15 protein-coding genes are annotated in these 13170 nt (G+C 34.9%); 10 read left to right on the top strand and 5 right to left on the bottom strand.

Features of this window, described 5'->3' with window-relative positions:
* The first annotated feature begins 44 nt into the window (after positions 1 to 44).
* Entirely contained in the window at positions 45 to 488 is a 444-nt protein-coding gene (locus LNP23_RS13680; RefSeq protein WP_230001618.1) for a nuclear transport factor 2 family protein, read from the top strand.
* Between the two features lie 20 nt (positions 489 to 508).
* On the top strand, positions 509 to 1345 hold the full coding sequence (locus LNP23_RS13675) for a mechanosensitive ion channel family protein (protein WP_047775938.1): 837 nt from the start codon (positions 509 to 511) through the stop codon (positions 1343 to 1345).
* A gap of 42 nt (positions 1346 to 1387) precedes the next feature.
* Here the strand turns inward: LNP23_RS13675 and LNP23_RS13670 are convergent, their stop codons facing one another.
* Positions 1388 to 2080 carry a hypothetical protein gene (locus LNP23_RS13670; RefSeq protein WP_230001617.1) on the bottom strand — a complete coding sequence of 231 codons (693 nt, stop codon included), beginning with the start codon at positions 2078 to 2080 and terminating at the stop codon, positions 1388 to 1390.
* A 357-nt stretch (positions 2081 to 2437) separates the two neighbouring features.
* Here LNP23_RS13670 and LNP23_RS13665 point away from each other — a divergent pair, with 357 nt between their 5' ends.
* From LNP23_RS13665 to LNP23_RS13650, 4 genes are all read left to right on the top strand, one after another.
* Positions 2438 to 2827: a DUF1398 domain-containing protein gene (locus LNP23_RS13665; RefSeq protein WP_047775941.1), complete on the top strand. Its 390-nt coding sequence runs from the start codon at positions 2438 to 2440 to the stop codon at positions 2825 to 2827.
* Between the two features lie 127 nt (positions 2828 to 2954).
* A complete protein-coding gene (locus LNP23_RS13660; RefSeq protein ID WP_230001616.1) occupies positions 2955 to 3812 on the top strand; it encodes a sulfurtransferase in 858 nt (285 codons plus the stop codon).
* Between the two features lie 17 nt (positions 3813 to 3829).
* Positions 3830 to 5053 (top strand): ATP-binding cassette domain-containing protein, encoded by a 1224-nt coding sequence (locus LNP23_RS13655; protein ID WP_230001615.1) that lies wholly within the window; start codon positions 3830 to 3832, stop codon positions 5051 to 5053.
* A gap of 324 nt (positions 5054 to 5377) precedes the next feature.
* Positions 5378 to 5989 carry a hypothetical protein gene (locus tag LNP23_RS13650; RefSeq protein WP_230001614.1) on the top strand — a complete coding sequence of 204 codons (612 nt, stop codon included), beginning with the start codon at positions 5378 to 5380 and terminating at the stop codon, positions 5987 to 5989.
* Between the two features lie 70 nt (positions 5990 to 6059).
* Here the strand turns inward: LNP23_RS13650 and LNP23_RS13645 are convergent, their stop codons facing one another.
* Positions 6060 to 7103 carry an RluA family pseudouridine synthase gene (locus tag LNP23_RS13645; protein WP_047775954.1) on the bottom strand — a complete coding sequence of 348 codons (1044 nt, stop codon included), beginning with the start codon at positions 7101 to 7103 and terminating at the stop codon, positions 6060 to 6062.
* Complete coding sequence (locus tag LNP23_RS13640; RefSeq protein ID WP_047775955.1) at positions 7093 to 7716, bottom strand: PASTA domain-containing protein; 624 nt, start codon at positions 7714 to 7716, stop codon at positions 7093 to 7095. Before LNP23_RS13640 ends, LNP23_RS13645 begins: the two co-directional genes overlap by 11 nt.
* A gap of 209 nt (positions 7717 to 7925) precedes the next feature.
* On the opposite strand from LNP23_RS13640, the gene LNP23_RS13635 reads away from it, so the two are divergent.
* The 4 genes from LNP23_RS13635 (at position 7926) to LNP23_RS13620 (ending at position 10989) form a co-directional block, all read left to right on the top strand.
* Complete coding sequence (locus LNP23_RS13635) at positions 7926 to 8897, top strand: D-alanine--D-alanine ligase (RefSeq protein ID WP_047776301.1); 972 nt, start codon at positions 7926 to 7928, stop codon at positions 8895 to 8897.
* 297 nt (positions 8898 to 9194) lie between these two features.
* Positions 9195 to 9554, top strand: a complete 360-nt coding sequence (locus LNP23_RS13630; RefSeq protein ID WP_230001613.1) for a hypothetical protein — start codon at positions 9195 to 9197, stop codon at positions 9552 to 9554.
* A 314-nt stretch (positions 9555 to 9868) separates the two neighbouring features.
* Positions 9869 to 10327: a pantetheine-phosphate adenylyltransferase gene (gene coaD, locus LNP23_RS13625; RefSeq protein WP_047775957.1), complete on the top strand. Its 459-nt coding sequence runs from the start codon at positions 9869 to 9871 to the stop codon at positions 10325 to 10327.
* 83 nt (positions 10328 to 10410) lie between these two features.
* Positions 10411 to 10989 (top strand): PhnA domain-containing protein, encoded by a 579-nt coding sequence (locus LNP23_RS13620; RefSeq protein ID WP_230001612.1) that lies wholly within the window; start codon positions 10411 to 10413, stop codon positions 10987 to 10989.
* A gap of 118 nt (positions 10990 to 11107) precedes the next feature.
* On the opposite strand, the gene LNP23_RS13615 is transcribed toward LNP23_RS13620, so the two are convergent.
* Both LNP23_RS13615 and LNP23_RS13610 read right to left on the bottom strand, forming a co-directional pair.
* Complete coding sequence (locus tag LNP23_RS13615) at positions 11108 to 11554, bottom strand: hypothetical protein (RefSeq protein ID WP_047775962.1); 447 nt, start codon at positions 11552 to 11554, stop codon at positions 11108 to 11110.
* Between the two features lie 224 nt (positions 11555 to 11778).
* The gene (locus LNP23_RS13610; RefSeq protein WP_047775963.1) at positions 11779 to 13128 is read right to left on the bottom strand and encodes a DEAD/DEAH box helicase; all 1350 of its coding nucleotides are present in this window, start codon (positions 13126 to 13128) and stop codon (positions 11779 to 11781) included.
* Between the last annotated feature and the right edge of the window lie 42 nt (positions 13129 to 13170).

The following is a 13170-nucleotide window of genomic DNA, read 5'->3' as shown; positions in this document are numbered from 1 at the left end:
CTTACAGTTAAACGAATGTTTCAACCATAATTAAAACGATAACTATGAAAAAAGCAATCTTAAGTTTTTTTACACTATTAATTTTAATCTCTTGTAACAACCAAAAACCGCAAAATATGGAGTCAAAAAATACAGCCTTAGTCAAACAATATTTCGAGCATTTCAACAACCACAAATGGAAAGAAATATCCGAAATGTATACCCCGACTGCCGATTTTAAAGACCCGTCACTAGGAACAGGGATTGTAAAACAAACTCGTGCCGAAACCCTAAAAAAATACAGCGAATTAAATCAGATGTTTCCGGATTTGACTGATAAAGTCATTCAGATCTATCCTTCAGGCGAAAATAATGTTATCGTTGAATTTGTGTCTTCCGGAACTGCCGAAGACGATTCAACTTTTGAACTTCCGATTTGTACCATTTTTACAATTGAAAACGGTTTGATCACAAAAGATTTTACCTACTACGACAATTTCGACGAATAATAAGCTCCTATTTACAACGAATGATTGATTATATAACAGATTTTAGGATAGGCATTTTTGTCGCTATTATAGTGATTGTAACCATCGTTTTGGGAGCCATTACAGATAGAGCCTTAAAAATGTTTCTCTATCGCAAACTCAGCGATAAAGAATACGATGCGACAGGTTTTAAGTTTTTAAAACACTTAATCATTACGGTTATTTATATTTTGGGATTTGCATTTGCCTTAATACAAATTCCGGAATTTAAAATTATCGGACATTCTTTTTTGGCAGGTGCCGGCGTTATTTCGATCGTGGCCGGTTTGGCTTCGCAACAAGCGTTAAGTAACATTGTAAGCGGTATTTTTCTTGTAATTTTTAAGCCTTTTCGAATCAATGACAAAATTACCATCAACAATTTTGTAGGTACCGTTGAAGATATAAATCTAAGACAGGTCGTTCTGAAAGATGCGGAAAACAACCGAATCATTATTCCTAATTCGATCATTAGCAATCAAATTATTGTAAACACCAACATGCACGATACCAAGTGTTGCAAAATAATCCAAATTGGTATCGGTTACGAATCGGATATCGAAAAAGCGCTGGAAATCATGAAAGAGGAAGTCAGCAAACATCCCCTTTCTATTGATAATCGAACTGCCGAAGAAAAAAAGAAAAACACGCCTTTAGTTAATGCAAGAGTAGTTGAACTCGGTGCATCAAGTGTCAATATAAAAACCTGGGCATGGGCAAAAAACTCTACGGACGGTTTTATTATGTATTGCGATTTATTGCAAAGCATCAAAAAACGTTTTGACGAGGCCAATATTGATATCCCTTATCCGCAACAGGTTGTCACGTTAAAGAAATGATTTGCGTTAGAAATAAATTTTCTTGTGCAAGACGTTGTTAGTTTATTGAAACTTCAATCCAAAATTTACTTTATCAAAAGTTGTACTGCAGGAAACTGCAAAACGACCAAAGTTTACCGTTCCAAAAATTCCTTCTTCTCCCTGACCGGAATAAAACCCTCCCGCCGCGAAACCATCGTTCTGATATTTTAAAGCAATATCATTAACTCTGCTGCTTAACTGACCAAAAACAATCACATGTGGGATAATTTCGTAACTCGCAAAAACTTTTGGAACCAGCTTTCTGTAATAATCGGAACTTTCATCGGTATCATAACTAATGCTTGTTGAATGCAGATTCTCGAGACTACCACCAATAAAAGTGTTCTCCTTAAAATGCCACGACACACTAAATCCCGTAAATGTTCCGTCATAACCACTCCTCGACTCTAAGTAACCTATAGCGATTGTAGCTCTGAACTTTTCACATATCTTACCGATATAACCAACATAAGACCGATCAATATCAGACTTATCGATGCCAGCTCCCAAAATAACATCGTCCTCACACATCGTAAAGGCGTACTGAAAGTAAGTCGAATATTGATTTTCATTGCCCGCAACAACACTACGTCCTTTATCAAGATCGATATTGGGTGAAATTAAGGTTGAGTTTATAACGGCAAAATCAAATGTATTGATTTCCTGGGCAAATGTAGGGGCTGTCAACAGGAATAGAAGTATTGTTCTTTTCATAATATCAATTTTAGCTTACAACATTCTACTATTAAATTTACGAAAAACCTTGCTATTTAAAAAAAATATCCTTTTAAGTGCATTATTCATCGCCAAAATACAACATTTTAAAAATCAAGAAGTTAACTTCAAATTAAACGAAACTAAAAAGAAACCTACAAAAATTAGAAGTCACGGTAATTCGCAGTCCTTTGCTTTTTCAGATAACTTTAGCATTTTACTCTTTGTTTTAAAAATGGTTCTCTTTACTTTTATAAGTATCAATTCAAATTCGATCAGATAATAAAAACGGAATCCGTTTTTTGATCCATTAATCGTATTTTTGAAATATAATAGCAATCTTAAAAAACTGACAATATGTTTACAATCGAACAAATAAAAGAAGCGCATTCTAAAGTAAAATCGGGTGCCGATTTTCCAAACTATATACAAGACTTAATTATTCTGGGTGTTAAAGGATACGATACTTTTGTGCACGACGGTCATGTAGAATATTACGGCGTAAATAATTACAATGTGACTGCTGATGAAAAATATGCCGAAATTAAAGTTGCCCCTTTTCCGAACAAAGAACTTTTTATTGAGTTTTTGGTAAAACATCAGTATGGTGAAACCGATTATATAACATTCTGCGGCCATTGTGCGCAATGTGGTATTGCAAAATGGCGTGTTGATATAGTCGAAATGACCTGTACTTATTTTGATCAATCAGATAATGAAATCCTGATCGAAAAAATCCCAAGTTAACCTCAGTCACCAAACAAACCAACAAATTCAATTCGCGCCAATTCATACAATTCGTGGCAAAAAAAGGAAGCACCGAACACAAATCGCCAATTTTCAATCCTTTATAAAACCAAAAAACGCCAAAGCCATGTCAACTAAAATTTCGCCTCTTATAAATCCCAATGAACTACTGGAATTACATGCTTCTCAAAAAATCATCCTAATAGATGCGAGAGCCGGAATCGGTGCGGAAGAAAATTATAAAAAAGAGCATTTAAAAGGTGCCGGTTACGTTGACTTAAACCACGATTTAGCCACGATCACAACCGAACCTGCAAACGGTGGAAGACATCCTTTACCTTCTTTTGAGAAATTTTCAAAAACACTATCAAACCTTGGAATTCAACCCTCAAGCCATGTTGTAATTTATGATGACAAAAACGGCTCCAATGCCGCCGCCAGATTTTGGTGGATGCTCAGAGCTGTCGGACATGAAAAAGTACAAGTTTTAAATGGTGGTTTACAGGCTTCTATCAAAAGTGGCTTTCCAATAAGTTCAGAAATTGAACATTTTGACACCGTAGAAAATTATCCGATTAAAGAATGGCAATTGGGTTTAGCGGACATAAACCAAGTTGAAACGGCTCGAAATAATGACGAATTTATCGTTATTGATGTTAGAGATAAAAATCGTTTTGATGGTCTCACAGAGCCCCTGGATTTAATCGCAGGACATATACCGGGAGCCACTAATGTTCCTTTTAGTGAAAACTTAGACGAAAATGGCTTTTATCATGCTGCTGAAATATTAGCAAAAAAATATACTGAAGTTTTAGGTCCTGCAAAACCCGAAAATACAATAGTCCATTGTGGTTCGGGCGTTACGGCTTGTCATACTTTATTAGCAATGGATTATGCCGGAATTCCGATTCCAAAATTATACGTAGGTTCCTGGAGCGAATGGTCACGTAACGATCGTCCGATGGCAACCAAAGAAAACAATTAATCTTTTAAGAAATAAAAATGCAGCATTGGGATATCCTTTTATCAAATAAAGTAAACAAAAAAGCTTTTATTGACACATTACTTTCCGGTACTATTGAAGGAGAACTGGCCGTTTTTAAAGACCAGAAAGGCATTCTTTTCTCCGACATGGCGATAGAGAAATTTATTGAAAAAGAATACCAATACGACATTGTAGAAGCTTCTCCGGATTCGCACCGACAATTGCGAACCTTTTCTTCGGGCGAGCGTAAAAAAGAGTTTCTTCGATACTGTATCAATCAAAAACCTGATTTCATCATTTTCGACAATCCTTTTGATCATTTAGATCAGGCCTCCCGTGTTGTTTTGGCGGAATCTCTAAAAAAGCTGACCGATAGTATTGCTATTATTCAATTGGTTAATCGATATGTAGATGTTCTTGATTTTGTTCCGAATAAAGCTCAAATTATGGACAATTCATTTGCCTTACATCCATTATCAAAAGTCGAAAACCATTTTAAAACGTTACAGACTACTTCAATTCCAAAAGCCATAGAACCGCATTCCTTTCACGAAAGTATATTAATAAAAATGGAAAACGTTTCGGTAAGTTATGAAGAAAGAAAAATTGTAGATCAAATCTCGTGGACCATAAAACCGGGTGAGTTCTGGCAACTTATCGGTCCTAATGGTTCCGGAAAAAGCACTATTCTTTCTTTAATTACAGGAGACAATCCAAAAGGATTTGGTCAGGATTTATTTTTATTTGGAAGAAAAAAAGGAACGGGAGAAAGTGTCTGGGACATTAAAAAACAAATCGGAATCTTCACCACTTCGATGACCGATTTGTTTCAAAAAGGCCACACTTTAGAACAAATGATACTGTCCGGATTCTTCGATTCTATCGGATTATATACAGAACCTACAACTTTTCAAAAGCAAAACGTAGCACAATGGCTTGAAGTAATCGAAATGAGTCCATTAAAAAACAAACGTTTTACAGAACTGTCAATCGGCCAGCAAAGAGTGGCGTTGATTGTTCGTGCCGTTTTAAAACATCCGCCATTATTAATTCTGGACGAACCTGTCGAAGGTTTAGACGACGAAAATGTAGATCTGGTAATTCAGCTTATCAATACCATAAAACAGGAAACCAGCGTGGCGATCATCTACGTTTCGCACCGCATCGAATCAGGCCTCGCTCCTACCTCCGTATTTGAATTGGTACCGACACCAACAGGTTCGATTGGAAAAGTAAAATAGCATCCGGTGCAAAAGTTGATAATCAAGTAAAAGTATATTTTTAAACCATATAAGTAATGTAAGTTCATTTTAAATTTACTTTGCGTTACTTGCCTAAAAAAAGGATCAGGTGTAAAAAATTGGATCTAAAAATTTGGTTTACTAAAAAAAACGTCATTTGTCCTTTCGACGAAGGAGAAATCACACAAGGAATTCCGCATAGAAAATCGCCAATCTTTATTGATTTGAGAGTGCAATTTCTCCTTCGTCGAAATTGACAGAGCTACAAAAAAAGGCTTGATGGATTGAAAATACCATGCTGAAATTGAATTAAAAACCAAACTTATGACATTTAAATACCTTATATTCTTCCTGTTGTCCTTATTACTAATTTCTTGCTCCAGCGTAATTTCAACACCAAAAAAAGAATATCAATTAACCAAAACAGCACAAATTAAATCCGACTGGAAGCAAAATTCAAAAAGTTGGTCTTTACAAAAAGATACCTTAATGGGTACCGGAGGTCCTATGGTGTGGGGTGTTATGGAATCTAAAAAACAACTTCCGAAAAATTTCGAAATTGATTTGAAAGTCAATATGACAAAAGAATCTTTATTTGAAATAATGCTCCATATCGATCAGGATAAATACATCAGAACTTACCTTTATCAGATTGATCAGAATATCGTCATTGGCAGAGGCACCTACAACAAAGGAAGTAACGAATACGACAAACGTGGCGGACCAAGTTTATTTACCAAATCAATCAGCTTAAAAAATAATCATTGGTATTCGGTCAAAATTCGGGTTTTAAACAATCAATTATTCTTTTCTGTGGATAATGACACTAAACTGGAATGTTCCCTAGAAAAAAGCAATTTAAGCCAACATGGAAAATTGGGTCTCTTAACAAATGGAGAAGTAAAAATAACCGACTTTATTGTAAAAAGTATCTAAATAAAAAAGCTCCAATAGGAGCTTTTTATATTACAAAATTATTTAATTTTCTAATTGACAAATTATCTAATTAATTCTCTTCGTCTTCCATATTATGCGTTTTTCCATAATTGCGCCATTTCTCAATACAATCTTGAAAATCTTGCGGTAATTCGGTATCAAAACGCATCATTTCTCCCGTAGTCGGATGCACAAAACCAAGTGTTTTAGCATGCAACGCCTGACGTGGTAATGCTTTGAAACAATTGTCTATAAATTGTTTGTATTTTGTAAAAGTGGTTCCTTTCAGAATCAAATGCCCCCCGTAACGTTCGTCATTAAACAACGGATGTCCTATATGTTTCAGGTGCGCACGGATTTGGTGTGTTCTGCCTGTTTCCAATTTACAAGAAATAAGCGTTACATAACCAAAACGTTCCAACACTTTATAATGTGTAATTGCAGGTTTCCCGATTTCAGGATCAGCAAAAACAGCCATTTGCATACGGTCTTTTAAGTGTCGGGCCAGATTTCCTTCAATCGTTCCCGCTTCTTCCGCTACATTACCCCAAACAAGAGCGATATACTCACGTTCAGAAGTTTTGGCTTCAAATTGCTTTGCCAAATGTGTCATGGCAGCTTCAGTTTTGGCTACAACCAAAAGTCCTGAAGTATCCTTGTCGATTCTGTGAACCAAACCAGGGCGTTCGCTGCTATTCATTGGCAGATTATCAAAATGATGTGCCAAAGCATTCACCAAGGTTCCGGTGTAATTTCCGTGACCCGGATGTACTACCATCCCCGGTTCCTTGTTGATTAACAACAAAGCATCATCTTCATAAACAATATTCAACGGAAGATCTTCCGGAAGAATATGATTTTCAAAAGGCGGGTGCGATAACATCACGGTTACCACATCTAATGGTTTTACTTTATAATTTGATTTTACCGGAATATCATTTACAAAAATGTTTCCTTCAGTAGCTGCGTTCTGAATTTTATTTCTAGTCGCATTCTGAATCAAATTCATTAAATATTTGTCAATACGCAAGAGCGCTTGACCTTTAGGGACTTCAAATCTGAAATGTTCGAATAATTCGTCTTCCAGATCTAAATTTTCAATATTATTGTTCATCTTTTGGGGTTTCAGTTGGTGGCACAGCTAAACTATCTGTCGCCTGACTGTCATCTGCATACGTTGCTTTTCCGTCTCCTAAAACCAAATCAATTTTAGAAGCTTTCAATACACGGTCACCTACTTTTAAATTTCTTCCTTTGTAACGCATTTCCAAAACCATATCTTTTCCAAGATTCGGAATATAGGTAATTGTTCCTGCTTCAAGTCCTAAAGCCTTTAGCGTAGGAACTGCTTCACGATACGTTTTTTCTATTAAATCCGGAATTCGAACAGACGAAAATCCGGAAGCATTAATTTTTATATATATTTTTCTACCAACTTTTACCTTTGTTCCAGGCAATGGATCCTGCTCCACTACACTGTATTTTGGAAATTCACTTCGGTAATCAACACTATCCAAAAGCACATAATCTAAGTCCAGCTCGTCTAATTTTGCTTCTACTTGCTCTTCGGTTAGTTTAGATAGATTCGGAACAGCGATTTCATGCCCGTGATCAGTTGTAAAAGTCAACCAATGCATAAACAAATAACCCAAAACTGCAATAATAGCAGCCGCACCTAATACTTGCAAAAAGAACACACGGCTTGTTAAATACTTACGTAAACTCATAAAATTATTTTTAGTTGTGGCAAAGATAAACCTATTTCGTTTCAAAAAAAATGATAATTTTGTTTAAAACAAGAAAGTGGTAAAAAAACGCTACGTTAAAATTTAACCGCAAAGGCCGCAAAGATTTCACGCAAAGTTCACAAAATTGTCGAACTTGAAACCTGAAACTTGAAACAAAAAAACGAACAAAACATACTAAACATAAAAAAATGAAAAACATAGCCATCATCATGGGCGGATATTCAAGCGAATATAAAATTTCTCTTATCAGCGGAAATGTTGTGCACCAATATCTTGACAAAACAAAATACGTTGGTTTTCGTATTCATATTTTCAAAGAAAAATGGGTATATGTAGACGAAAATGAAGCTGAATTTCCAATTGATAAAAATGATTTCTCCGTAACTGTAAACGGGCAAAAAATTACTTTTGACTGTGTTTTCAATGCCATTCACGGAACTCCGGGTGAGGATGGATTAATGCAGGCTTATTTCGAATTGTTAAACATTCCACAATCTTCCTGCGATTATTACCAATCTGCACTTACCTTCAACAAACGTGATTTACTTTCGGTTTTAAAACCATACGGAATCAAAACAGCCATTTCTTATTACCTAAATAAAGGCGATGTTATCAATACCGAAGAAATTGTAAAAAAAGTAGGTTTACCTTGTTTCGTAAAACCAAACAAAGCAGGATCAAGTTTCGGAATTTCAAAAGTAAAAACCGCCGCCGAATTGCCAATTGCTATTGAGGTAGCTTATAAAGAAGACAATGAAATCATCATCGAAAGTTTCCTTGACGGAACAGAAGTTTCGGTTGGTGTAATCAATTATAAAGGTGAAATTAAAGTTTTACCAATTACAGAAATTGTATCTGATAATGATTTCTTTGATTATGAGGCCAAATACGAAGGAAAATCACAAGAAATAACACCGGCAAGAATCTCAGACGAATTAACTCAAAAAGTAGCTGAAACAGCCAAACGTGCTTACGAAGTTTTAAAAATGAAAGGTTTCTCCAGAAGCGAATTCATTATCGTAGACAACGAGCCTTATATGCTCGAAATGAACACCATTCCGGGACTAACAACAGAAAGTTTGATTCCACAGCAAGCCAGAGCAGCGGGAATCTCTCTGGAAGATTTATTCACCAATGCGATTGAGCTGGCGTTAGTTTAAAAAAGTTACTGAGGTTCTGAGATTCTAAGTTACTAAGATTTCGGAACCTTTTTTAGTTTTTTTTTAAAACCTGAATTGCTATTTCGAGTAAAGCCTGGCTAAGATAGCTTTCTTGACCCTTAGAGCAAATCACACAAAAAAATCAATCAAAAAAGAAAATAAACTCAGAATATATGATAATAAATATAGGCCGTAACATAAAACAATTACAAACAGGAACGATTGAAAATGCTTCATGTCCAAACTGTAATAATAAAAACGGGTTAAATTTTTCAATTTATGGTGGTTTCGTAAATATTGTTATTATACCTGCTGCACCTAATAAAACGTACAATAATAGTCGAATGTGATCATTGTAAAAAAACATGGAAATTAAAAGAATTACCAATTGATATTAAGGACAATTTCAAGAAACAATATAAAAAGAATCCCGTAAAAACCCCTTTATGGCAATATACGGGTTCTATCATTCTAATGTCTGTACTCTCATTTGGTATTTATACAGGTATTCAGGCAAAAAAAGCCGAAAAAAATTACATTAAAAGCCCTTTAACCGGTGATATTTGCCTTGTAAACAATGACGGACATTATACTACTTTGAAAGTAAAATCAGTATCAAAAGATAGTGTTGGTATTATCTTAACGATATGGAAGTAGATAATTATACTGGTATTAATGACATTAATATTGATAAGAATTATAATAAAACACAAAATTTTACAAAACAAGACTTGAAAGACCTCTATGACAAAAATATAATTTATCAAATAGATCGCAACTAAGCTATTCTATGCTTATTATCTAAATAACGAAAGGTGTATTCTTTAGAAACGTAAAAAAACTAAAATAACTCAATATTGTCATTTCAAAAAAGAAAACATCATACTAGAAACTCCACAATCAAAATAAAAACCTCTGAACCTCAAAAACTCAGAACCTTAGAATCTTAGAAACTCAGAACCTCAAAAAAAATGAGAAAAGCCATATTCCCCGGATCATTTGATCCCATTACACTAGGTCACGAAGACATTATCAAAAGAGGAATTTCTCTGTTTGATGAAATTGTCATTGCGATTGGTGTTAATGCTGAAAAAAAATACATGTTTTCATTGGAAGAAAGAAAACGATTTATTGAAGAAACTTTCAAAGACGAACCAAAAATAACGGTTATTACCTATGAAGGTCTTACCATCGACTTATGTCATAAACTAAAAGCGAACTTTATTTTAAGAGGGTTGCGCAACCCAGCCGATTTCGAATTCGAAAAAGCAATTGCACATACCAACAGACGTCTTTCAAAAATAGAAACCGTATTCTTGCTGACAGCAGCCAAAACATCCTATATCAGTTCCAGTATTGTTCGTGACGTATTGCGAAATGGTGGCGAGTATGAAATGTTGGTTCCGGATGCTGTTAGGGTGCAGAAATAATCTAAAGTAAAAAACCTAAAAACATAAATTTGTAAGCAAAGCTATTAAAAGGTAATTTTGTCTCTACAAATAAATTACAAAAAATGAGCATAGAAAGAGAATTAAACAAACGAAGCGGATCGAAATGTGAACTTTGTGGCGCAACCGAAAACCTAAAAGTATATACCGTTTTACCTACACAAAAAGGCGGAATTGATGAAAGTATATTCGCTTGCACTACTTGTATAGATCAAATCGAAAATCCGGATAATGTCGATTTAAATCACTGGAGATGCTTAAACGACAGTATGTGGAACGAGAATGTTGCTGTACAAGTCGTAGCCTGGAGAATGTTAAGTCGTATGCGTGCTGCAGGATGGCCGCAAGAATTGCTTGACATGATGTACTTAGACGAAGATACTTTGGCATGGGCACAAGCAACAGGAGAAGGTGAAGAGGACGAAAATAAACTAATTCACCGTGACAGTAATGGCGTAATTTTAGAGCACGGAGATTCTGTGGTTTTAATTAAAGATTTAAAAGTAAAAGGATCCAGCATGGTTGCCAAACAAGGAACTGCTGTACGTAACATTCGTTTAGATCATGAAAATGCCGAATACATTGAAGGAAAAGTAGACGGACAACAGATTGTAATTATCACACAGTACGTTAAGAAGATATAAGTTTTCAGTCGCAGTCTTCGGTTTCAGTACATTTCTGTAAACTGCGACTGCGACTGAAAACTAAAAAAGGCCGTTCAGAAAACTGAACGGCCTTTTTAATATAGTGTCTGCTAACAAATTATTTTTGAAACAATTTATTAATCTGATCTTTAACGAATGGCTCAGAAACACTGCTAGTTGCAGAAGAAGCATCTTTAGTAGAAACCATAAACTGAACAGTCGCTTTTTCCGGAAGAACACTTCCTGTGTAGTGCAACCAAATGTAATTGTTTGGCAACTCTAATTTGATATCATATAAAGGGCTTGCTGTAAAACCATTTAAAATAATATTGTACAAATTAGTGTAATCGTTATTTACGTTTTTGAAAGTAAACTTTCTTAAACTTGACGATTCGTCCTCATTTTGAATACTAGTGTAATAAACCGTATACTCATCTCCAATTTTTTGAATATAGTTGTTATTTACTTTTCCCAATTTTTCAACTGGTACAGTTTCAAGGACTTTAATTTGCGCAAACGAAACAAAACTAAAGAGCATAAGGGCAAGGGTAATAATGTTTTTCATAATGAATTTGGGGTTAATTTTTACTTATATTATTAAACGCCGAAATTAGGAAAAATTACCTCTAAAACTGCTATTTTATTAACATTAAATTGTTGATTTTGTTCAAAAGCTTTTCATTCCTCAACAAACGAACCACAACAGATTAATAATCAATAATTTAAACTCAAAAACCACACTTATTTAAGAGATAAAGCTTTACAAAAAGTTCTTCAAATTCAAAAAAACTATCGCTCTTCTTCTTTCTTAACTACCTTTCTGGCTACTTCAATTTTAAATTTCTTCCCTTTCATTTTCTCCTCTTTAATATTCTTAAGGAGCTCTGTCACTTTGTTATATTTTACTGCTGCGAAAGAAATAAAATCTTTTACTTCAATCAATCCCAGATCTCCTTTTTCCAGTTTTCCTTTTTGCGAAAAGAACCCCACAATATCAATTTTATTCAATTTTGTTTTCTTTCCTCCGCTAATGTAGATTGTTTGAAATTCAGGTGGTTTTGGTAGTGTTGTTGTATTTTCAACATTCAAAACATCCATTCCGTAATCGATGTAATCTAATTTTTTTTCACTTTCGTGAATGAGTATATAAGCCGTACCCGAAGCCTGCATACGTGCCGTACGACCATTTCTATGGGTAAATTCGTCTTCTTTTAAAGGTAAATGATAATGTATAACGTGTTTCATTTCCGGAATATCCAAACCACGGGCAGCCAGATCAGTTGTAATCAGATAACTCACACTTCCATTTCTGAACTGAATCAAAGCACGTTCACGCTCATCCTGGTCCATTCCGCCATGATAATACACTGAGTAAATTCCTTTTTCATTTAATGTATCACTAATACGTTCAGCGGCATCACGATGATTACAGAAAACAATAGCCGATTGCGACTTTAGAGAACAAATTAAATTGAATAAACTCCCTAATTTATCTTTCGCAGGAGAAACCACCATTTTCATCGAAAGATTGGCTTTTTCTTCTTCCTCCGGAATAAAATCTAAAACGGTCGGATTAACCACGCGGGTATATCTCGGAATCTCAATATCTGAAGTAGCCGATACCAAAACACGTTTGTTTAATTTCGTTAGCTTGCCAATGATAAAAGACATTTGCTCATGAAAACCCAATTGCAATGACTTATCAAATTCATCCAAAATTAAAGTCTGAATTTTGTCCATTCGGAAAGTTCCTCTTTCTATATGGTCTGCAATTCTCCCCGGAGTTCCGATTAAAACAGCCGGTGGATTACTTAAATTTTTAATTTCAGTGTCAATCGAGTGACCTCCATAACAGATATTCACCTTATAATCAGTCCCCATTTTCTTCCAAACCTGTTCGATCTGTAATCCTAATTCACGAGAAGGAACCAAAATCAAACATTGAACCGAAAGCACTTCAGGCTGCAATAATTCTAAAACCGGCAATAAAAAAGCCAGTGTTTTTCCCGATCCCGTTGGAGAAAGCAGTAAAACATTATTATCGTTAAGAATTGCATCTTGTGCAACTTCCTGCATTTCGTTCAGGCTCTCAATACCTAAATTCGAAAGTATATTATTGGAATGGTGTTTTTTATTCATTTTGCAAAAGTAAACAAAATAGTGTTGTTTATGGGGGTAAAG

Source organism: Flavobacterium cupriresistens, from assembly GCF_020911925.1.
Lineage (GTDB): Bacteria > Bacteroidota > Bacteroidia > Flavobacteriales > Flavobacteriaceae > Flavobacterium > Flavobacterium cupriresistens.
Note: the sequence above shows the minus strand (reverse complement) of the source record. Positions and strands in the feature narration are given on the sequence as shown.